Here is a 22028-nt window from a genome sequence, read left to right on the forward strand (position 1 = left end):
GCGCCTAATCGCGCTCGAGTGACTCCTGCCACCAGCGGGCGAGCTCAGCACGCTGCTCCCCCAGCAATCGAGGCATCGGCTTGGTGCGCGCGATGATCGGCATGAAGTTCGCGTCATTTGCCCAGCGCGGCACGATGTGTTCGTGCAGGTGCCCGGCAACGCCAGCGCCCGCAACCTGCCCCTGGTTCATCCCAATATTGAATCCGGCTACGCCCGATTGCCGCTTCAGGATCCGCATGGCTCGCTGCGTGAGTGTGCCCATTTCGAGGATCTCGGCCTCGTCGCACTGGTCGTAGGTGGCGATGTGACGGTACGGGCAAATCAGCAAATGCCCCGTGTTGTACGGGTACAGGTTCATCACGACGTAGCAAGTCTCGCCGCGGTAGACGATCAGCCCGTCGGCGTCGCTCTTCTCCGGTGCGGCACAAAATACGCACACGTTTTCGTGCGTACGGTCTCGCTTGTCGTTGCCCAGGTACACCATTCGGTGTGGCACCCAGGTGCGCTCGAACCCATCCGGCTCACCGACAAACTCGGCCGCATATTCAGGCTGCACATCGGGCGCCTGAATCGCGTCTTCCGGATGGGTTACGTCGCGGTCCCCGGTCATGCTGCGGTCAGGTCCTCAGCGGTGTTGATGTTGCGGTGCTCGCGAATGGCACGCTGGATGCATGCAATCGCCTCGGCAACCGGCACGCCGTTGCGCTGCGAGCCGTCTCGGAAGCGGAACGATACCGCGTTCTGGCTACGGTCTTCTTCACCGGCAATGAGCTGGAACGGGATGCGCGCCTTGGTGTGCGTACGGATCTTCTTGGGCATGCGGTCGCTCGAGTCGTCGAGGCGAGCGCGAACGCCCAGGCCCTTGAGCTGGTCGATAACACCGGCGAGGTAGTCCACGTATTCGTCAGCAACCGGAATTCCAACGACCTGCTCTGGCGACATCCACACGGGGAAGGCACCGGCGTAGTGCTCAACGAGCACGCTGAAGAAGCGTTCGATCGAGCCGAATAGCGCGCGGTGAATCATGACCGGGCGCTGGCGCGAGCCGTCTGCTGCGGTGTATTCGAGGTCGAAACGCTCGGGCAGGTTGAAGTCGAGCTGCACGGTCGACATCTGCCAGGTGCGGCCGATCGCATCGCGAGCCTGCACCGAAATCTTGGGGCCGTAGAACGCGGCGCCGCCCTCATCCGGAACCAGCTCAAGACCCGAAGCTTCGGCAACTTCGCGCAGCGTGTTCGTGGCTTCTTCCCAAACTTCGTCGCTACCAACAAACTTCTCTGGGTCCTTGGTCGACAGCTCGAGGTAGAAGTCGTCGAGACCGTAGTCACGCAGCAAGCTCAGCACGAAGTCGAGCGTCTTGGTGAGCTCGTCACGCATCTGCTCGCGGGTGCAGTAGATGTGCGCGTCGTCCTGCGTGAAACCGCGAGCACGCGAGAAACCGTGGAGCACACCTGACTTTTCGTAACGGTAAACGGTACCGAACTCGAACAGACGCAGCGGCAGTTCGCGATAGCTGCGTGCACGAGCATCGAAGATGAGGTTGTGCATCGGGCAGTTCATGGGCTTGAGGTAGTAGTCCACGCCCGGCTTGCGGATATTGCCTTCAGCATCGGTTTCGGCGTCAACCTGCAACGGCGGGAACATACCGTCGCGGTACCAGTCGAGGTGACCGGACTTTTCGTAGAGCTCACCCTTGGTGATGTGCGGGGTGTTGACGAAGCTGTAGCCCTCTTCGAGGTGACGGCGACGCGAGTGGTCTTCCATCTCGTAGCGGATGATGCCGCCGGCGGGGTGGAACACGGCCAGGCCCGAACCGATGTCGTCCGGGAACGAAAAGAGATCCTGCTCGTTGCCGATGCGGCGGTGGTCGCGCTTGGCAGCTTCTTCGAGTCGAGTCTTGTATTCGACGAGCTCGTTCTTTGATGGCCAGGCGGTGCCGTAGATGCGCTGCAGCATCGGGTTCTTTTCGCTACCGCGCCAGTAAGCAGCGGCGTTGCGCAGCAGTGCCCAACCGTTGGCGAGCAGCTTAGTGCTGGGCAGGTGCGGTCCGCGACAAAGGTCGTACCAGACCGTTTCGCCGGTCTTTGGGTCGACGTTGTCGTAGATAGTGAGTTCGCCCGCGCCAACCTCGACGTTCTCGCCAGCATCGCTACCCGCGCCACCCTTGAGGGATACGAGTTCGAGCTTGTACGGCTCGGATGCGAGTTCCTCGCGTGCTTGTTCGTCGCTTACTGCGCGGCGCGCGAAACGCTGCCCCTGCTTGACGATGCGCTGCATCTCTTTTTCGATGCGCTTGAGGTCTTCGGGAGTGAACGGCTCAGTAACGTCGAAGTCGTAGTAGAAGCCGTCGGTAATGAACGGACCGATGCCGAGCTTGGCGTCTGGCCAGAGGTTCTGCACAGCCTGCGCGGTGACGTGTGCAGCCGAGTGGCGCAGGATGTTGAGACCGTCTTCGCTGTCGATGGTGACGGCTTCGGCGATGGTGCCCGCAGGTACTTCACGGAACAGGTCGAGCAGCTGGCCGTCAACGCGCATGGCGACGACCGCGGGCTGCTTTGGCGCATCGGCGAAGAGCGTGAATCCGTCGGTGGTTGTCGTGGCTTCTACCCGCAACACGTCGGCTTCAGGCTGGGCTGCAGATGCGGTCACATCGACTCCTCGGTTGGTCTGCCACGCAAATGTGGGCAGGTTCGTTTTGCAATAACACTTAATTCTACGGTGGTCGCCCGCCCTGCGGTTACTGCAGTTGTTTGGATGCGCGAGGTCACGGTGTTCGCGCCAGTCACAGTTGGTTCCGGCCAGCGATGCTTATTGGCTAGCTGACTGTGCGTCCGCCGAGCGCATCGACGAAGTCTTGCGGGTTCTCGACGTTAATCATCCAGTTATTGCCGACCAGTAGGTGCGTGCCCACGGCCAGGTCTTTGGAACGCTGAATGGCATGCTCGAGTTCTTCGGGCTTGTTATAGATCGCGATGACGACCTTATCGTTGCAGCGGCCAGCTTGGGCGTCGTAATCACCCGGATCAATTTCTTCCCAGCTTGGGCATTCGCCGCCGGCAGCGATGAAGGCGTCGCGCAGTGCTTCGAGCGAGTCATAACTCGTTGGCTTGCCGGTTTTCTGTGGCACGGACTCGCCACCGGTGCATCCGGTGAGCAGAAGTGTCGCGGCAGCAATCGAAATCAGGGCACGTGAACGCATGCTGACGATGCTACGTCGAATCGTTGCACTGCGCTGCCTCGGCGTGCGTACCCACCACAAGTTGCGGCCGCCTTCGCACAGTTCACGGGCGCCTTACCATGCAAAGCGGGCCGCAACTCCCCAGCCCCATCCATGTTGAGGCCAGCTTTGCAGGTGGTGGAAACGTAGAACGGCCACCCGAAGGTGGCCATCAAATCCTGTGTGCGCGATACTGGGATCGAACCAGTGACCTCTTCCGTGTCAGGGAAGCGCGCTACCGCTGCGCCAATCGCGCGAATCTCTAGGAGAACCGCTGGATCCGTTTGGAATCCGCCGAGGTGACGACGGGATTCGAACCCGTGTATACGGCTTTGCAGGCCGCTGCCTCGCCTCTCGGCCACGTCACCGTGTTGGGATCTATTCCCGTGCATCCCGGGATGAAAACTCACCCAGTTCACACTCGAGCGGATGACGAGACTCGAACTCGCGACCCTCACCTTGGCAAGGTGATGCGCTACCAACTGCGCTACATCCGCGTGGCTTCTGCGGCGTTCCTGCCGCGTTCAGCACTCGAGAAACATTAATCGAACTCCAGCACGCTTTGCAAATCGGAGCTATACGAGTTTTTAAATCCCCTGATCAGAACCGCTTTATTTTTCCCCATCCGGCGTGTTGCAACGATGTAATTCACCCGCCATCCGTGCAGGTTTTCGCGTCACCGCGTGCAGATTTCGGCACGAAACATGCCCCGGCAGGTTTCTGCCGGGGCATGTTCGGATGATTCGGTGCGCTGCGTTAGCCCGCGTGTGCCGCACCCGTGGATGCGATGAGTCGCGATACCGAGCGCAGGTACTTCTTGCGGTACCCACCGTCGATCATGCCGCCGCCAAACACCGAATCGAGGCTGTGCCCGCTCGCAATGATGGGCACTTCAGCGTCGTAGACACGGTCGATAAACGCCACGAACCGCAACGCTTCGGACTGGTCCGTGAGCTCCTGCACATCATCGAGCACGAGCGTGTCGACACCGTCAATGAGCCGCACATACTTCGACGGGTGCACCGTGGCGAGGTAGTCGATGAGCGAGCGGAAGTCGTCGCGCGCGACGGTCTCGCCCTGCGCGAGCCGTGCATCCACTTCAGCCTGCAATTGGGCTGGCTCGGTCATGACCGCTTCGCCCTCGACCGCACGGCGTCGGTAGTCAACGCCATCGATGCGGATAGTTTGGAAGACACCGGCCAGCTTGGTGATCTCACGCAAGAAGTCCTGCGCCGCAAATCGACCTTCACCGAGCGCGTTCGGTGGCGTGTTTGAGGTGGCGGCAATACGCGTGCCGCTTTCGACCAGCTCGCCGAGCAGTTTCGTCATAACCATGGTGTCGCCCGGGTCATCGAGTTCGAACTCGTCGATTGCGATCAGGCTGGCACCACGGAACGCTTCAACCGCGTTCTTGTACCCAAGGGCACCCACGAGCGCGGTGTACTCAATAAACGTGCCGAAGTATTTGCGACCGCTTGCCGCATGCCAGGTCGCCGCAAGCAAGTGCGTCTTACCCACACCGAAGCCACCGTCGAGGTACACGCCGGGCTTAACCGCCGCATCCTTCTTCTTGAACATGCGCATGAGTCCGCCGCCACTTTTTGCGCTGCGCAGCGCAAAGGCGCGGCAAATGTCACGGGCTTCTGCCTGCGATGGGTGGTCTGCGTCGGGCTTGTAGTTTTCGAAACTCACATGGTCGAACTGCGGCGGCGGCACCAGCGCCTGCACCATCTGTTCCGGTGTCATTTGCGGTACCAGCCCACTGAGCTGCACCAAGGTCCCCTCGACCAATGTGTCTCTCCCACGTTCAGCCAACAATTCCGACAAGGTTACGCTTATTGACGAACACAGGTGCACCCACCAGCCAAGCTGGGCACAATGGATGGAGCGTCTCGGCCGAATCCATGGCCGTTACCGCGTCACCCCACACGAACGGAAGTAAGCATGTCGACTACCCAGGACACGTCCGCGAAGTTCTTCGAGTACGCACACCCAGAAAAACTGGTGAGCACGCAGTGGCTCCAAGCAAATCTGGATGCCCCCGAACTCATCATCCTGGAATCGAACGAAGACGTGCTTCTGTATGAGACCGGCCACATTCCCGGTGCACGCAAGATCGACTGGCACACCGACCTCAACCACGAGGTTATGCGCGACTACCTCTCCCCCGACGACTTCGCTGCACTCGCCTCGCGTCTGGGCCTCACCCCGGAATCAACCATCGTTATCTACGGTGACCGGTCGAACTGGTGGGCTGCCTACGCCATGTGGGTTTTCGAACTCTTTGGCATGACCAATGTCCACCTGCTCGATGGCGGACGCGACAAGTGGATCGCCGAAGGTCGCGAGATCACCCGCGAGAAGCCAAATGTGGCACCCACAAACTTCGAAGTACCGACCCGCGACGACGCTCCCCTGCGTGCATTTCGCGATGACATCGTGCCGCACCTTGAAGCAGGCCTGCCGCTGATCGATGTTCGCAGCCCGCAGGAGTACACCGGCGAGCGCACGCACATGCCCGATTACCCACAGGAATCGGCGCTGCGCGCGGGTCACATCCCCGGCGCGCACAGTGTGCCGTGGGCAACGGCGGCAAACGAAGACGGCACGTTCAAGACGCGTGCTGAGCTCGACGAGATCTACCGCACGCAGCTCGGCCTTGGCGACGCCGATGACGTGATTGCCTACTGCCGCATTGGTGAACGTTCGAGCCACACGTGGTTCGTGCTGAAGTACCTGCTCGGCTTTACGAATGTGCGCAACTATGACGGCTCGTGGACGGAATGGGGTTCGCTGGTTGGTGCGCCGATCGTCACTGGTGCCGAGCGCGGCTCGCTCGCTGAGGTTCGCTGATGTCGACGCTCCCCGAGTCGCTGCAGACCATATGCGATGAGTTTCACGCCGTTCCCGAGCGCGACCGCTTGCTGCTCCTGCTCGAATTCGCCGACGGCCTGCCCGAGGTTCCCGAGCGCTATGCAGATGCCGAGTTCGAGCGCGTAGAAGAGTGCCAGTCCCCCGTGTTCATCACGACTGAGGTGAGCGAAGACCGGGTCGAGCTCTTTGCCAAGGCACCTGCCGAAGCACCGACGACGCGCGGGTTCGCGGCAGTTCTCGTCGAGGGCATCAACGGTCTGACTCCCGCCGAGGTCCTTGAGATTTCGCACGATTTCCCGTTTGAGCTCGGTATCACCAAGCAGGTGTCGCCACTGCGTTTGAACGGTATGACGGGCATGCTCGCACGCGTGAAGCGTCAGGTGCGCGAGGCACTCGAAGCAAACTAAGCAGGTCGCGCAGATCAGGCCAACGCAACTGGTCATGTTCGTCGTCAGCGAGGCCTAACCGGTTTCTGCAGGCGTCGCAACATTCTGACATCATTTTGAATCATGAACGATTTTGGTGCTGTGGATGAATTGAGCGCGGCAGAGCGCGTCTGGCGCGACCCCGCATCCATGCCAGCACCGGCCTGGCTTCGACGACTCGACGGCGATCGCAATGAGCGCCACGAACTCACCGACATGGCCGCGACCGATGCCTGGTTGCGCGAGTGCTACGCCGCACCCGAACCGCTTTGGGTGCGGATGAACATGATCGGCACGCTGAATGGTCGCGTGATCGGCCCAGACGGCACCTCGGATTCGCTCTCAAACCGAGCCGATCGCCGCATCCTGCGCACGATTCGTGACCTGAGCGATGCGGTTGTCGTTGGCGCACAAACCGTGCGACAGGAGCGCCACGCCACGACGCGACCGACGAAACTCTGCGTCGTCACGATGTCGGGTGACCTGTCGGGACACCGCATCCACGAAGACGACGCCGCGAATCTCGTCTACGTTTGCGGTCCCGAATCGGCACGGGAACGTGCCTGTGCGACCATGCCCGGTGCAAACTTCATCGCGCTCGAATGCGACGACAACCAGGTGAGTTTGCGTGAACTCGTGACTGCGCTCAACGCACGCGGGATGCGTCAGCTCGTTGTCGAAGGTGGCGGAAACCTCATCAGCCAGTTCCTCGACGCGGGTTTGCTCGACGAAGTTTGTTTGACCCAGGCGCCGCTGTTCGGCCCGCAGGACGCACCTTCCCTGCCGGCGTCGTCGCTCGGTACCGAGTTCTCGCGTGAGCTGCTGATCGAGGATTCGCTGGGCTTCGTCTACCAGCGCATGTTTGCGCAGTAACCCGACTGCAACGGCGCCCCATCTCGCGGAAATTACTGCGCTTACGCGAGCGCCGTGAACCATTCGCGCACTTCGCGCTCCCAGGTGATGCGGTCGACGTTCCAAAGACGCGTGTGACGTGCCTGCGTGAATTCGACGTAGCGAATGATGTCTGGGCGTGCCGTGGCGAGAGCCTGGCTCGCGGTCACCGGCACGACGGTGTCGGCCACCGAATGCAACAGCAAGATCGGCACGTCGAACTCTTCGGCGCGAGCGACGAGATCGAGTTCGGCAAGGTCAATGCGCTCATCAATGCCAACGAGCGTGCGGCTGAGTGGTGAGTCGAGTAGCCCCATGCCACGGCGCGCAACCCAGTCCGGCATGCGCAACTTTCGCGCCTGATAGGTCAGCGTTTCGGTCCAGTTCACGGCTGGCGATTCCAAGAACATGCCGACGATTCGGTCGCGAAACTCGCTCTTGAAATACGTTTGCGCCGCAATCGACCCGCCCATTGACCAACCGGCCAAGATGATGCGTGTTGCGCCGCGACTGATCGCCCACTCGATCGCCGCGTCAACGTCGCGCCATTCACTGAGCCCCAGCCCGTATTTGCCGGTGGGCGCGGCCGGCGCACCGAGGTCGTTTCGGTACCGAACCACGAGCGAGTTCCAGCCCGCTTCAGCAACGAACGGTACGGCGCGCAGCGGTTCGGTGAGCGTGGCGCCCCGTCCGTGGACGTGGATCACCCAGTTACCGTCAACCGGCGTTGGCGCGGGTACGAACCAGGCGGGCATGTCGCCGAGCTCACCGGGAATGGCAACTGATTCGTACGGCAACTCAAGATCATCGATATCGCGCTGCGGTGCCGAAGCAACTCGCACTGCCGTAGCGTCAGCGAGCGGCGTACCTTCAGCTTCGGTAAACCGGCGCGTTACGGTGTCGACCGTGGCCGTGATGGTGGCACCCAAGCGGGCTTTGCCCTGGTCGTGGTCCCAAAGAATGGTGTAGTCACCGAGGGTTTCGGATTCGATCGTCCGTGCCAGGGTGATTTGCCCGGATGTGGTCGTGCCCTTGTCGAAGATCAAATCGTGGATGCGTACGGGTTCGCGGGTGCGATTCGGCGGGGTGACGACCGAGCGGGCAAGCATCGTGGCAGCTGTGCCGATGAGGGTACCGACAACGACGGTCGCCCCCGCGGCTGCCGCAACTGCGGCACGGATCGATTCGTCGCTGGCGCGTCTACGCGCAGTGGTGTTGCGGTCGGGTGCAGCGCTGGATGGCTCACGCGGGGTCACGCTCGATGCTCGCCTTTCGTTGAAACGTTTTGCGGATATTCTCTCGCGGCCAGAACCGAGTTTCCTTAGTGCATCCCGTCGCATCTGCACCATCGCACTACCGTGCCCGCACGCATCCCGCGAGCGCGCATCCGCTACTGAACAACTGCATCACGCACCGTGCACCCTAATGCAGTTGCGAGTTTCCGCGCTGCCGCGTCGCGTGCTCTGCGGCGCGCCTAATTACCGGGCCCAATGCGGGTACATAGTCTCGTTCCGTGGTCGTTAGCTTGCATCCGGTTCCAGCGGAATTCAACGTGGCGACGGAGTCCATCCGTGCCCTCGAGTACCGCAGTGATTTACTCGTGCAAGAAATCCGTCCGCCCGAAGGCTTGGCCCCGCACTCGTATGCGCTGACCGCCGATGTGCAGCAAGACGAGAGCGAGTCTGCGCAACTGGGCACGGGCCGGTTCATTCTGCTGCACGACGAATCCGAACCTGATGCGTGGCGCGGTCCGTTCCGCGTCGTGTGTTTTGCGCAGGCGCCGCTTGAGACCGATATCGGTAACGATGGCATGCTGCCCGAGGTGGCGTGGTCGTGGCTGGTGGATGCATTGGATTCGGCAGGTGCGGACTACCGCTATGCGTCCGGTACCGTAACGGTCGTGAACTCACAGGGCTTCGGCGAGATTGCCGAGCAGGGCGAGGGCAGCCAGATCGAGATGCGCGCATCGTGGACACCACAGAACTTAGACATTGGCGGCCATGTTGAGGCGTGGACGACGTTGCTGTGTATGCTCGCCGGTCTCCCGCCGGTCGATACGCGCGAGGTACCCGTCCTGCGCCACCCGGGGCAGTTGCATGGCCTCCGTTGATCAGCAGCGTGCGCAGCGCGGCGATCTGCGTGTCATTGATACCCGTGCCGAATTGGATGCGGCGGTCACGAAACTTGCCGACGGTCACGGTCCCGTAGCGATCGATACCGAACGTGCATCCAGCTTTCGCTACTCGGATCGCGCCTATCTGGTGCAGATGTACCGACGCGGTTCCGGCACCTTTTTGATTGACCCGCTGCCGTTTGGCGATTTGCGGGATGTGGCTGCGGCCATCGACTCGGCGCAGTGGATCCTGCACGCGGCGACCCAGGACCTCCCCAGCATGCGAGAGCTCGGCCTCGACCCGACCGACATGTTCGACACCGAACTCGCGGCCCGACTGCTGGGCAAGGAACGCGTTGGTCTCGGTGCGGTGGTCAACGAGTTGCTCGGTATTGAGCTGGCAAAGGCACACTCGGCCGACGACTGGTCGACACGCCCGCTCCCCGACTCGTGGTTGGCGTATGCCGCGCTCGACGTCGAATTGCTCGTGGATGTGCGCGACAAGCTTGCCGAAGAGCTCACCGCTGCGGGTAAGGCCGACTGGGCCCGGGCCGAGTTTGCTGATGTACTCGCCCGCGACCTTGCCCCGCGTACGGCAGAGGAGCGCTGGCGACGCATGAGCGGCATCCAGCAGCTGCGTTCGCCCAAGCAATTGGCGATTGCGCGTTCGCTCTGGTTTGCGCGTGATGCATTCGCTCGTGAACTCGATGTGGCTCCGGGGCGGCTTATACCTGACCGTTCCCTGACCGCGGCCGCTCGCGTGGTGCCACGCAGCCGTGGCCAGCTCGCGTCCCTCGACAAGTTCACTGGCAAGGCATCGCGTTCCGAGCTCGACCGCTGGTGGGAAGCCATCAAGTCCGGCATGGTCGACCAGAATCCACCGACGCGCACGCCGAGCGATCCGTCAACGCCGCCGCATGTGCGTAATTGGGAGCGCAAACGCCCCGAAGCTCACCAGCGTTTGCAGCTGGCAAAGCCGGCCGTTGCCGACCGAGCCGAGCAATTGCATCTGCCCACCGAAAACCTGCTGACGCCCGCCTACTTGCGGCAGGTCGCCTGGCAGGGAACCGCATCGACGCCCGAAGAAGTCGCACGCGAATTGCAGGCACTCGGTGCTCGACAGTGGCAGATCGACATTGCAGCGCCGGTGATTGCCGCCGCATTTGTAGAAGCCCACTAAGCGACCGCGCACTTTTCAGGAGGGTGTGGCTAGGCTCCTAGCGATCCATCTGAACCACGACACGGTCGCAATGACGCGACCTGCAGGAGGCATGGTGACAACACCAGACGTGTTCTATATCGATGGGGTGCGTACCCCATTTGGACGAGCCGGCGAGAAGGGGATGTATTGGCGCACGCGCGCTGATGACCTCGCGGTGAAAACAATCGCCGAGCTTTTGGCTCGCAACCCCGAAATTCCGGGCGACCGCTATGACGATGTGGCGATTGCCGCGACGACCCAGACCGGCGACCAGGGACTCACCCTGGGCCGCACCTCGGCACTGCTGGCGGGTCTGCCACAGTCGGTACCCGGTCTGGCCATCGACCGCATGTGTGCGGGCGCGTTGACCGCGATGACGCTAATGGGCGCGAGCATTGGATTCGGTCAGTATGACGTCGCGCTCGCCGGCGGTGTTGAGCACATGGGCCGTCACCCGATGGGCTTCGACGCCGACCCAAACCCGCGATTCCTCGCTGAGAAGCTCGTTGCCGAAGACGCCCTAAACATGGGCGTTACCGCCGAGCGGCTCCACGACCGTTTCCCTCAGCTCACGAAGGAACGCGCCGACGAGTTTGCCTTGCAGTCGCAGCAGCGTGCGGCCGCCGCGTACGAGGCCGGCAGCTTTGCGCGAGACCTCGTTCCCGTCGCGATCGAATCTGATCAGGGCTGGGGTCTGGCAACGCGCGACGAACACCTGCGCCCTGACACATCGATGGCCGGCCTTAGTGGCCTGCGCACCCCGTTCCGGCCACACGGTCGCGTCACCGCGGGTAACGCATCCCCACTCACCGACGGTGCCGCCACGACCCTGCTCGCCTCGGCCGCTGCCGTCAAGGAGTTCAAGCTCAAACCGCGGATGCGGATGGTCGGGTTCGGATTCGCGGGTGTGCAACCCGAGGTCATGGGTCTCGGCCCAATTCCGTCGACCGAGCAGGCGCTCAAGCGTGCGGGGCTGCGCATTGAAGACATCGGCCTGTTCGAGCTGAACGAGGCCTTTGCCGTGCAGGTGCTGAGCTTCCTCGACCACTTCCAGATTGCGCAGGACTCGCCCGTCGTCAATGCCTACGGTGGTGCGATTGCGCTCGGTCACCCGCTCGCGGCCAGTGGCGCGAGACTGTCCATGCAGCTCGCGAACCAGTTCGAAGAACACCCCGAGGTGCGCTACGGCCTCACCGCAATGTGCGTTGGCCTCGGTCAGGGCGGCACCATTATTTGGGAAAACCCGAACTGGAACGGTAAGAAGACCCGCCCGGTCGCATCCACCCCGAAGAACGGAGGCTTGGCATGAGCTCCCGCAACACCACCCCGGCATTCGTCCGCGATACGTATGCGCCGTTGCTCGACGCCGTCGTCGACGACGAGGTCATCACTCACTCGCGCGTGCGAGACATCCCGCTACCAAGCGGCCGCACACTCGCGCTCATCACCCTCGACAACGACCGTGACTACAAGCGCCCGAACACCCTCGGGCCCAACACCCTTGCGCAGCTCGGCGAGACGCTGAACGAGCTCGCCGCTCGCGCGGCTGCCGGTGAAATCGACGCGGTAGCGATCACAGGTAAGCGCTTCTCGTTCGCAGCCGGTGCTGACCTCTCACTCGTTGAGCGAATCACCAGCCGCCAGCAGGCCGAACTCATGGCCGAGCTCGGCCACGATGTGCTCGGCCGCTTCGCCACACTCGGGGTACCGAGCTTCGCGTTCGTCAACGGTCTGGCGCTCGGCGGCGGCCTCGAAGTCGCGCTGCACTGCAACTACCGCACGGTGGATGCATCGGTGCCGGCAATCGCGCTGCCAGAAGTGTTCTTGGGGCTCGTGCCAGGCTGGGGCGGTGCAACCCTACTGCCCAACCTGATCGGCATCGAGAACGCACTCAAGGTCATCATCGAGAACCCGCTCAAGCAGAACCGCATGCTGAAGGCGCCCGATGCACTCAAGCTCGGCATCGTTGACCGTGAGTTCTCGCCAATGAACTTCCTCGAAGACTCGCTGCGGTTCGCGGATGCGGTGCTCGCGGGCCGCGAGAAGGTGCAGCGACCGTTGGTGCCGGGTCGTATCGAGCGCATGGCCAAGTGGGATATTGCCCTCAAAATTGCGCGCAAGACGCTCAATGAGAAGCTCGGCACGGTGCCGCTCGCGCCGTACCGTGCGCTGGATCTGTTGGCGTTGGCGAAGAAGAACGACACGGTTGCAGGATTTGCTGCCGAGAATGCAGCCCTTGCCGACCTCATTACCGGCGACCAATTGCGCGCATCCCTCTACGCCTTCGACCTCGTGCAAAAGCGGGCAAAGCGCCCCGTTGGTGCGCCCGACAAAGAGCTCGCGAACAAGGTCACCAAGGTCGGCATCATCGGTGCCGGGCTCATGGCCACGCAGTTTGCCACGCTATTCCTGCGCCGTCTGCAGGTGCCGGTCGTGCTTACCGACCTTGATCAGGCTCGCTGCGACAAGGGCGTCGAAACGGTTCGCGCCGAGATCGACAAGCTGCATGACAAGGGCCGCATCGACGCCGATACCCGCGCACGCCTGCGCGCAAGCATTTCGGGTACCACCGACAAGCAGGCCTTTGCGGATTGTGATTGGGTCATCGAAGCCGTCTTCGAAGACGTGGGCGTCAAGCAGCAGGTATTCGGCGAGATCGAGCAAATTGTGGCCGAGGATGCCGTGCTCGCAACGAACACCTCGTCGCTGTCGGTGGACAAAATCGGCGCCAAGCTCGCGCGCCCCGAGCGTCTGATCGGCTTCCACTTCTTCAACCCCGTGGCGGTGATGCCGCTGATCGAGGTCGTGAAGGCCAGCAAGACCGACGACGCCACACTCGCCACCGCAATGCGGGTTGCGAAGGATCTGCGCAAGAACGCGGTCATTACCGCTGACCGCCCCGGCTTCGTCGTTAACCGCGTCCTGGCGATGGTGCTTGGTGAAGCCATGCAGGCGGTCGAGAATGGCACCCCGCTCGAGATCGTTGACCACTCGCTTGATGGCATCGGCCTCCCCATGAGCCCGTTCGAGCTCTTGGAACTGGTCGGGCTCAAGGTGGGCGCGCACGTGCTCGATTCGCATCACGCACCGTTCCCCGACCGGTTCTACCGCTCCGACGCCCTGCACGCCTTGGCCGAGCGCGGTGCCAAGCTGCTCACTCGCGATGGCAAGGACCGCCCGAACGGCTACACCAAGGACCTCCAAAAGGTGTGTGGTTCTGCTGGTCACGCCCCGCTCAGCGATGCCGAGTTGCGTGAACGCATCGAAACGAAGCTCGCCAACGAGATCCACATCATGCTCGATGAGGGCGTCGTATCCGCGCCAGAAGACATCGACCTGTGTCTCATTTTGGGTGCGGGCTTCCCGTTCCAGGCCGGCGGTCTGACGCCGTACCTCGACCGCACCGGTGCGAGCGAGCGCGCGTTCGGCGGCACGTTCCACTCGCCAACGATCCGCGGGCTCAGCGAACAGTAGCCACGCGAAAACGAAATTGGGGCAGGATGCATTCGGTTACGCATCCTGCCCCGGTTTCGTATGCTGCGGCCAGCGGTTACGGCCGCCGCACGTTTAGTCGTTTGGCTCCGAAAGCTTGGTAATCATTTCGGCGAACCCGTCGCCATTGAGCCGTGCCGGCCGGGCATACGGAATGCGCGCCCCGCGCACCTGCTCGACCACGTTACGGGCGATGACCTCAGGAGTCAGCCCAATGTCTTCGAAGATCTGACCGCGAGTGGCGTGGTCAATGAATTCATCAGGTACGCCGAGTTCGGTGACCGTGGTGTCGACTTCGGCCGCACGCAGGTCTTGACGCAGCCGCGTTCCGATGCCGCCCACCACAATGCCGTCCTCAATGGTGATGACGATGCGGTGTGCATCCGAAAGCTCGACGATGGATTGCGGTACCGGTACGACCCAGCGCGGGTCAACGACGGTCACACCAATGCCCTGTGCTTCGACGAGCGCGGCGACATCGAGTGCAAGCTGTGCCATGGGGCCAACTGCAACGATGAGGACGTCATTGTGACTGCCGGTTCGCAGCACGTCCACGCCGTCGCGCAGGCGCAGTTCGGCGTCGAGTTCGTTGCCGACCTTGCCTTTCGAGTAGCGCAGCACCGTTGGGCCAGTCTCGATCGCGACCGCCTCGCGCAGCTCTTCACGTAGACGCGTCGCGTCGCGGGGTGCGGCAATGCGGATCCCGGGCACGATCTGCAGTAGCGCGAGGTCCCACATACCGTGATGGCTTGGCCCGTCGGGGCCGGTAATTCCGGCACGGTCAAGCACAAACGTGACCGGTGCATGGTGCAGGCCGACGTCCATGAGCACCTGGTCAAACGCACGGTTCATGAACGTGGCATAGAGCGCCACCACCGGGTGCAGGCCGCCGTAGGCGAGCCCTGCGGCCGAGGTCACCGCGTGCTGTTCGGCAATGCCGACGTCGAGCACACGGGCCGGGAATCGTTCCTGCATGGGTGCGAGGCCTACGGGTCGCAGCATGGCAGCGGTAATACCAACAATGTCGTGACGCTCGGCCGCAATCTTGACCATTTCGTCACCAAATACGCCGGTCCAAGACTCCCCCGACGATTCGGTCACGGGTTCACCAGTAACCGGGTCGATCTGACCGACCGCGTGGAACTGGTCATTGAGGTCTTCGAGCGCCGGCTGGTAGCCATAGCCCTTTTCGGTGATCGCGTGCACGATGACCGGCTGGCCGAAGTCGCGCGCGAGTCGCAACGCTTCTTCCATGGCCACGAGATCATGCCCGTCAACCGGGCCGAGGTACTTGATGTCGAGGTTCGAATAGAGCTGGTCATTACCGCTCAGCCGCGACGCAAACCCGTGCAGACCGCCGCGAACGGCCCGGTGCATCCCGCGGCCAAACTTGCCGAATAGGCGCGAGAACCAGCGGTTACTTGAATCTTGCAGGCGTGTGTAGGTGCGGTCGGTGCGCACCTTGTTGAGGAATCGGGCGACACCACCGATGGTCGGTGCGTAGGAGCGACCGTTGTCGTTGACGACGATGACGAGTCGGCGGGCGTTGTCGTCCGAGATATTGTTCAACGCTTCCCAGGTCATGCCGCCGGTCAGCGCGCCGTCACCAACAACGGCCACAACGGTGCGGTCGTCTTGGCCGGTTACGTGCCAAGCGCGCGAGATGCCGTCGGCCCAGCTCAGCGAGCTGGATGCGTGCGACGACTCGACAATGTCGTGTTCTGATTCGTGGCGCTGCGGGTATCCGGCAAGTCCCCCGCGTTCGCGAAGCTTGCTGAAGTCCTGCCGGCCGGTGAGCAGCTTGTGCACATACGACTGGTGCCCGGTGTCGAAGATGATCGCATCCCGTGGCGAATCAAACACTCGGTGCATCGCAATCGTGAGTTCAACAACGCCGAGGTTCGGGCCGAGGTGACCACCGGAACGACTGACTTCGGCAACCAAAAAGGCGCGCACTTCGTCGGCAAGTTGCTGTACCTGTGCGCGGTCGAGTTTCCGCAGATCTTCGGGACCGTGAATGCTGGCCAGCAGCGGCGTGGATGCGGTGCCAGGTTCAGGTTGCGTGCTCATGAATAATTCACCAGGGGTTGGGGATGCGTCCATAGCGACGCGTAAACGGCAATTCTACCGTCATGAGTATGAAGGAGACAGGCACAGTTACGGTTCGTTGGGTGTTTCGCTGAGCGTGATGCAGATACACCTGCCTCCAACTTTGGGCCGATGCGACAAATCCTTGTCTCTGCCTATGGTCGCCCTTATGAAGCCGGGAAATTTGCCACGCTATACCGGCGTTTTCGACTGGCATAAGGAGTCACCATGGCCGCTTCTAAACCGCACACCGCCGAAAGTCAGCGCACCACCAGTCCCGCGCTCAAGACGTGGATTAGCTGGGGATGCTTCGCGATTCTTGCCATTGTTTGGGTGACCATCATGGTGCAGATTTTTACGACGAAGGCAACCGTCACCGGAACAAACCCGTCGGGCGAAGTGCTGTGCTACGCCCTTTCGGATTCACCTTCGCTCAACTACGTAAATGCCAACGTAGCCTCGAACATGGGCTCGGCTGCTGATGAGGAGTACGAATCTCGCCAGCAACATGGCTATCCAGGCGCAGACATCGAGAATGCAGTCCTCCAGCACGAGATCAAACTCATGGAAGATCGAGCCTGCGAAGCTCAACGCGCTGGCGACGCGGCCAAGTGCAACCTCATTGGGATCATCGGTGGCGTAACCCTTACCTGCTGGGTGGTCATCGCCACCCGCCGCAGCCAGACCGCAGTCGCCGAGCGCACCACGAACGAGTAACGACTCGTCCGTACGAAACGGCAACGCGCCGCATCCAACCCAAATAGTCGGATGCGGCGCGATTGCGTTGCACTACTTCTTACCGGCAACCACCAGGTTGTCGTTGCAGGTCGCTCCTTCGGCGCAGAATCCGCCGAGCGAGCCCTCGGTCACCGCGCGCAGCTTCGCACCGTTCGGTGCATCCGCATCCACCGTCACCGTGAACGAGACGGATGCGGTGTCGGTATCGTCAACCTCTGGTACCGACCACACAAGCGTGTCGCCGTCGAGCGATAGGCCCTCTGGCAGCGACGCCGCATCGATCGTGGCGTTGTCGAGCACGTCTGAGAGGTCAACCGTGATCGTGCCATCGGCGAGTGCTACCTGGCCGGTGTTTGCGGCATCGAGCGTGTAGGTCACGACGCTACCGCGACGGATGCTCGCACCGCGCTGATTCGTGGCCTCGGAATCGAGGTTGTAGTCGTAGGTCGAGGGCCAGGCCGGCTTACCCGGCTGGTAGATCCACTCGTCAAAGAACTCGGTGAGGTCCTTGCCCGAAACTTCTTCGGCGTACGCGATGAACTCCGCACCGTTGAGGCTTTCGCCCAGGTGATCTTGTACGTATCCGCGAATGACCTTGTGGAAGACATCGTCACCCAGCACCTGTCGCAGCGCTTCGTACATCATCGCCGCACGGTTGTAGGAGTGCCAGCCGTAGAGGTCGACTTGGTCAGTCATTGCACCGGGCGCGATACTCCACTTCTCGTCATCGGCGGCGGTGGCGTCCCATTCGGCGTAGAGCACTTCTGCGGTGGTCTTGCCGCCGTTCTTTTCGGTCCAGTACAGCGGCGCGTACGTTCCCTGACCTTCGCTGATCCAGATGCTGCCCCAATCCGAAGGCGACACCGCATCGCCGTACCACTGGTGCGCAATCTCGTGCACCAGCGTGCTTTCCTTGATCTTGCCGGGGAAGAACGAGCGGTCTTGCGTCTCGAGTGCGTAGCCGACAGGGTTCTTGTCCACCACGATGCCGGTGCTCATGCCCGGGTACGGCCCGTAAAGCGACTCGAGCGTGGTGGTCATCTCCTCGACCTGCCCGCGACGGTGATCCATCTCGGCGATCTCAGCATCGGTGCTGGATGCATCCCAGAACGACCATTCCGGAATTTCGGTGCCATCGCTAAGCGTGATCGACCCTTCGCGAACGATGAAGTTACCGATCGAGAGCATGGTCACCATCGTGGCCTGCTGGTTCTCCTGTCGCCAGTGCCATGTGGTGCGGGTGCCATCATCGCTGGCAACTTGGTCGACAAGGTTGCCGTTGCCGGCGACCGCGGCGGGCTTGCCGCCGATCTCATTCGGAATCGTCACTTCGAAATCGAACGTGGCTTTGTCGGCTGGCGTGTTGTTGCACGGAATCCAGGCCATCGCACCAACGGGCTGCCCGAGCGCCGTGGTGCCGTCAGCCGTGGCCACCCAACCTTCAGACGAGCCATCGTTGTCGATGTGCTCTACCGGCACACCCGAGTACTGCACTTCGATGGTGAAGTCGCCATGAACCGGAGTCGCGGGCGTGATGTGCAGTTTGAAGGACTCGATGGCTTTGTCTTCGCTGCGTGAGAACTTGGCTGGCGCGCCGTTGACGAGCACCGAATCGACCTGCATCCCCTCGAAATCAAGCGAGAACGCACCCAGCTCGTGATCGGCACGAGCGCTAATGGTCGCGGTGGCCGCAATCGAACCGGCTTCGTGACCTGCTTCGGCCTCGTGGAAATAGGCCATGTCGACGTCGTAGTGCTGGACGTCGTAGCCGGTGTTGCCGATACCGGCGAACAGCGTGTCACCGATCGATGGCGCACCATCCAGGGGTGCGGCATACGCAGTGGTTGCGATCCCAAGTGGTAGCGAGCACACGGCTACGGCAGCGAATGCGTTTCTCCAGGCACGCCTGACAGTGATGTTTGACATAGATGTTCAACCTCATTGTTCGAACTGAATCAACATCTTCGCGCGGTGGTGCGGCACCGTTGCCGCCAACAACGCGCAAAGTTACAGCAAGACCCGAGCGTAGGCAGCGCAGCCGAGCACTTCCTTGAAAATCTCTGTACTCAAACAATCGTGAAATTCGGCGCCGGTAACCACCGAAAACGCAGCGCGCCGCATCCCGTATGCAGGATGCGGCGCGCGAGTCAGCAGACGCGTTTGGCTACTTGGTGGCCAGTGAACGCAGTACGTACTGCAGGATGCCACCGTTGCGGTAGTAGTCCGCTTCGGCAGGCGTGTCGATGCGAACGACTGCGTCGAACTCGACCGGTTCGCGCCCCGCAGCGGATGCGTCGGTCGGGGTGGCGACGACGCGAACCGTCTTCGGGGTCGAACCGTTGTTCAGCTCGGTCAGGCCCGTGATCGAGAACGACTCGGTGCCGTCGAGGCCGAGCGACTCGGCCGACTCACCGGCAGGGAACTGCAGCGGCAGCACGCCCATACCGATGAGGTTGGAACGGTGAATGCGCTCGTAGCTTTCGACGATGACCGCGCGCACGCCGAGCAGGCTCGTGCCCTTTGCTGCCCAGTCACGCGACGAACCCGAACCGTACTCCTTGCCACCGAGCACAACCAACGGAGTGCCCTGTGCGGCGTAGTTCTGTGCGGCGTCGTAAATGAACGACTGCGGGCCGCCTGCCTGGGTGAAGTCGCGGGTGTGACCACCCTCGACACCGTCAAGCAGCAGGTTCTTCAGGCGGATGTTCGCGAAGGTACCGCGAATCATGACCTCGTGGTTACCGCGACGCGAACCGTAGGAGTTGAAGTCCTTGCGCTCGACACCGTTCTCGGTGAGGTAGCGACCGGCCGGGCTCGACATCGGAATCGAGCCAGCAGGAGAAATGTGGTCGGTCGTGGTCGAGTCGCCGAGCTTCACGAGTACACGAGCGTTCTCGACGTCGGTAACCGGGTCGAGTTCGAGGGCCATGCCGTCGAAGTACGGAGGCTTACGAACGTAGGTCGACTCCCCTGCCCACTCGAAGGTGGCGCCGGTGGGCGTTGGCAGCGAACGCCAACGCTCGTCACCTTCGAATACCGACGAGTATTCGCGGGTGTACATGTCGGTGTCGATCGACGATTCGATGATCTGCTGAACTTCAGCAGCATCTGGCCAAATGTCGCGCAGGAAGACGTCGTTACCGTCGGCATCCTGACCGAGTGCATCGGTGTCGAAGTCGAAGTCCATCGAACCCGCCAGAGCGTACGCAACCACGAGTGGTGGCGAAGCCAGGTAGTTCATCTTGACGTCGGGGTTAATGCGACCTTCGAAGTTGCGGTTACCCGAGAGCACTGCAGTAACGGCAAGGTCGTTCTCATTGATCGCTTCCGAGATAGGTGCGTCAACCGGACCGGAGTTACCGATGCAGGTGGTGCAGCCGTAACCAACCAGGTAGAAACCGAGCTTGTCGAGGTACTCGTTGAGGCCCGACTTCTCGTAGTAGTTGGTAACGACCTTCGAACCCGGGGCAAGCGTGGTCTTGACCCATGGCTTGACCTGCAGGCCCTTTTCAACGGCGTTGCGTGCGAGCACACCGGCAGCCATCATGACCGACGGGTTCGAGGTGTTCGTGCACGAGGTGATTGCCGCAATGGCGACGGCACCGTGGTCAATGGTGAAGGTTTCGCCGTTGTTCGTGACCTCGACTGGGTTGGTGATGCGGCCGATCGGTTCCGGCGACACCGTCTCGGTGACGTCGGTTGCTTCCGATTCTGGCGTGGATGCGGCTGGGTCGGAGGCAGGGAACGAGTCGGCTGCCTGAACGTCGGTCAGGTCCGATTCGACACGCTGCGCGTAGTTCTCGAGGTCCTTGGCGAACTGGGCCTTGGCCTCGGTGAGTTCGATGCGGTCGTGTGGACGACGCGGACCCGAGATCGACGGCACAACCGTCGAGAGGTCGAGTTCGAGGTATTCCGAGAAGGTTGGTTCCTGTTCGGGGTTGTGCCAGAGGTGCTGTTCCTTGGCGTAGGCCTCGACGAGCTTGACCTGCGACTCGGTGCGTCCGGTGAAACGCAGGTAGTTGAGCGTCTCGTCGTCGATCGGGAAGATCGCGGCGGTCGAGCCAAATTCTGGCGACATGTTACCGATGGTGGCGCGGTTGGCCAGCGGAACGGCGCCAACGCCGTCACCGTAGAACTCAACAAACTTACCGACTACACCGTGCTGGCGAAGCATGTCGGTGATGGTCAGCACGACGTCGGTTGCGGTAACGCCGGTTGGGATTTCGCCCTTGAGCTTGAAACCGACAACCTTTGGGATGAGCATCGAAACTGGCTGACCGAGCATGGCAGCTTCGGCTTCGATACCGCCGACGCCCCAACCGAGGACACCCAGGCCGTTAACCATGGTGGTGTGCGAGTCAGTGCCGACGAGCGTGTCGGGGTAAGCCTGAAGCACACCGTTAACTTCGCGTACGAATGCGACGCGAGCGAGGTACTCGATGTTGACCTGGTGGACAATACCGGTTCCAGGAGGAACGACCTTGAAGTCGTCAAAGGCACCCTGGCCCCAGCGCAGGAACTGGTAACGCTCACCGTTGCGCTCGTATTCGATTTCAACGTTGCGCTCGAATGCGTCGCTCGAGCCGAACAGTTCGGCGATTACCGAGTGGTCGATGACCAGCTCAGCAGGTGCGAGCGGGTTGATGGCTTCAGGGTTGCCACCGAGGTTCTTGACGGCCTCGCGCATCGTGGCAAGGTCAACGATGCAGGGAACACCGGTGAAGTCCTGCATGACGACGCGTGCCGGGGTGAACTGGATTTCGGTGCTCGGGTCAGCCGATGCATCCCAGTTGCCCAGGGCAGCAATCTGCTCAGCGGTCACGTTTGCACCGTCTTCGGTGCGAAGCAGGTTTTCGAGCAGCACCTTGAGGCTGAACGGCAGCTTCTCGTAGCCGGCTACCTTGTCGATGCGAAAAATCTCATAGTCGGTACCTTCGACGTTCAAGACGTCTTTGGCGCCGAAGCTGTTGACTGCGGTCACGATGCTCC

Annotated in this window: 16 protein-coding genes and 3 tRNA genes; 8 read left to right on the top strand and 11 right to left on the bottom strand. The window is 61.9% G+C overall.

The window, feature by feature from the left end:
• Positions 1 to 4 precede the first annotated feature (4 nt).
• From ZBI01S_RS01510 to zapE, 7 genes are all read right to left on the bottom strand, one after another.
• Positions 5 to 610, bottom strand: a complete 606-nt coding sequence (locus tag ZBI01S_RS01510; protein WP_083524398.1) for an HIT family protein — start codon at positions 608 to 610, stop codon at positions 5 to 7.
• Complete coding sequence (gene thrS, locus ZBI01S_RS01515; RefSeq protein WP_066055676.1) at positions 607 to 2535, bottom strand: threonine--tRNA ligase; 1929 nt, start codon at positions 2533 to 2535, stop codon at positions 607 to 609. The genes ZBI01S_RS01510 and thrS overlap by 4 nt, the downstream gene beginning before the upstream one ends.
• 280 nt (positions 2536 to 2815) lie before the next feature.
• Complete coding sequence (locus tag ZBI01S_RS01520; protein WP_066055247.1) at positions 2816 to 3199, bottom strand: hypothetical protein; 384 nt, start codon at positions 3197 to 3199, stop codon at positions 2816 to 2818.
• A 202-nt stretch (positions 3200 to 3401) separates the two neighbouring features.
• Positions 3402 to 3473, bottom strand: a tRNA-Val gene (locus tag ZBI01S_RS01525).
• Between the two features lie 41 nt (positions 3474 to 3514).
• Positions 3515 to 3585, bottom strand: a tRNA-Cys gene (locus ZBI01S_RS01530).
• A gap of 56 nt (positions 3586 to 3641) precedes the next feature.
• A tRNA-Gly gene (locus tag ZBI01S_RS01535) sits at positions 3642 to 3714 on the bottom strand.
• A gap of 259 nt (positions 3715 to 3973) precedes the next feature.
• Positions 3974 to 4963 (bottom strand): cell division protein ZapE, encoded by a 990-nt coding sequence (gene zapE / locus ZBI01S_RS01540; RefSeq protein WP_066055250.1) that lies wholly within the window; start codon positions 4961 to 4963, stop codon positions 3974 to 3976.
• A gap of 198 nt (positions 4964 to 5161) precedes the next feature.
• Between zapE and ZBI01S_RS01545 the strand changes: the two genes are divergently transcribed.
• The 3 genes from ZBI01S_RS01545 (at position 5162) to ZBI01S_RS01555 (ending at position 7389) form a co-directional block, all read left to right on the top strand.
• The gene (locus ZBI01S_RS01545; protein ID WP_066055253.1) at positions 5162 to 6070 is read left to right on the top strand and encodes a sulfurtransferase; all 909 of its coding nucleotides are present in this window, start codon (positions 5162 to 5164) and stop codon (positions 6068 to 6070) included.
• Positions 6070 to 6498 (top strand): SufE family protein, encoded by a 429-nt coding sequence (locus ZBI01S_RS01550; protein ID WP_066055256.1) that lies wholly within the window; start codon positions 6070 to 6072, stop codon positions 6496 to 6498. Before ZBI01S_RS01545 ends, ZBI01S_RS01550 begins: the two co-directional genes overlap by 1 nt.
• 102 nt (positions 6499 to 6600) lie before the next feature.
• Positions 6601 to 7389: a dihydrofolate reductase family protein gene (locus ZBI01S_RS01555; protein ID WP_066055258.1), complete on the top strand. Its 789-nt coding sequence runs from the start codon at positions 6601 to 6603 to the stop codon at positions 7387 to 7389.
• 41 nt (positions 7390 to 7430) lie between these two features.
• Here the strand turns inward: ZBI01S_RS01555 and ZBI01S_RS01560 are convergent, their stop codons facing one another.
• Positions 7431 to 8663 carry an alpha/beta hydrolase family protein gene (locus tag ZBI01S_RS01560; protein ID WP_066055261.1) on the bottom strand — a complete coding sequence of 411 codons (1233 nt, stop codon included), beginning with the start codon at positions 8661 to 8663 and terminating at the stop codon, positions 7431 to 7433.
• Positions 8664 to 8920: 257 nt separating this feature from the next.
• Between ZBI01S_RS01560 and ZBI01S_RS01565 the strand changes: the two genes are divergently transcribed.
• The 4 genes from ZBI01S_RS01565 to ZBI01S_RS01580 all read left to right on the top strand — a co-directional run bounded on the left by ZBI01S_RS01565 (position 8921) and on the right by ZBI01S_RS01580 (position 14195).
• Positions 8921 to 9517, top strand: a complete 597-nt coding sequence (locus ZBI01S_RS01565) for a DUF3000 domain-containing protein (protein ID WP_066055263.1) — start codon at positions 8921 to 8923, stop codon at positions 9515 to 9517.
• Positions 9504 to 10700: a ribonuclease D gene (locus ZBI01S_RS01570; RefSeq protein WP_083524400.1), complete on the top strand. Its 1197-nt coding sequence runs from the start codon at positions 9504 to 9506 to the stop codon at positions 10698 to 10700. The genes ZBI01S_RS01565 and ZBI01S_RS01570 overlap by 14 nt, the downstream gene beginning before the upstream one ends.
• A gap of 91 nt (positions 10701 to 10791) precedes the next feature.
• Complete coding sequence (locus tag ZBI01S_RS01575; RefSeq protein ID WP_066055266.1) at positions 10792 to 12030, top strand: thiolase family protein; 1239 nt, start codon at positions 10792 to 10794, stop codon at positions 12028 to 12030.
• On the top strand, positions 12027 to 14195 hold the full coding sequence (locus ZBI01S_RS01580; RefSeq protein WP_066055269.1) for a 3-hydroxyacyl-CoA dehydrogenase NAD-binding domain-containing protein: 2169 nt from the start codon (positions 12027 to 12029) through the stop codon (positions 14193 to 14195). Before ZBI01S_RS01575 ends, ZBI01S_RS01580 begins: the two co-directional genes overlap by 4 nt.
• A 93-nt stretch (positions 14196 to 14288) precedes the next feature.
• On the opposite strand, the gene dxs is transcribed toward ZBI01S_RS01580, so the two are convergent.
• Positions 14289 to 16283: a 1-deoxy-D-xylulose-5-phosphate synthase gene (gene dxs, locus ZBI01S_RS01585; protein WP_066055272.1), complete on the bottom strand. Its 1995-nt coding sequence runs from the start codon at positions 16281 to 16283 to the stop codon at positions 14289 to 14291.
• A gap of 246 nt (positions 16284 to 16529) precedes the next feature.
• Here dxs and ZBI01S_RS01590 point away from each other — a divergent pair, with 246 nt between their 5' ends.
• On the top strand, positions 16530 to 17018 hold the full coding sequence (locus ZBI01S_RS01590; RefSeq protein ID WP_066055274.1) for a hypothetical protein: 489 nt from the start codon (positions 16530 to 16532) through the stop codon (positions 17016 to 17018).
• Between the two features lie 72 nt (positions 17019 to 17090).
• Here the strand turns inward: ZBI01S_RS01590 and ZBI01S_RS01595 are convergent, their stop codons facing one another.
• Together ZBI01S_RS01595 and acnA are read right to left on the bottom strand one after the other, a co-directional pair.
• The gene (locus ZBI01S_RS01595) at positions 17091 to 18965 is read right to left on the bottom strand and encodes a M1 family metallopeptidase (RefSeq protein WP_083524401.1); all 1875 of its coding nucleotides are present in this window, start codon (positions 18963 to 18965) and stop codon (positions 17091 to 17093) included.
• A gap of 238 nt (positions 18966 to 19203) precedes the next feature.
• Entirely contained in the window at positions 19204 to 22020 is a 2817-nt protein-coding gene (gene acnA, locus ZBI01S_RS01600; protein ID WP_066055281.1) for an aconitate hydratase AcnA, read from the bottom strand.
• Positions 22021 to 22028 lie beyond the last annotated feature (8 nt).

Source organism: [Zimmermannella] bifida NBRC 103089 (assembly GCF_001570925.1).
Taxonomy (GTDB): Bacteria; Actinomycetota; Actinomycetes; order Actinomycetales; family Microbacteriaceae; genus Gulosibacter; species Gulosibacter bifidus.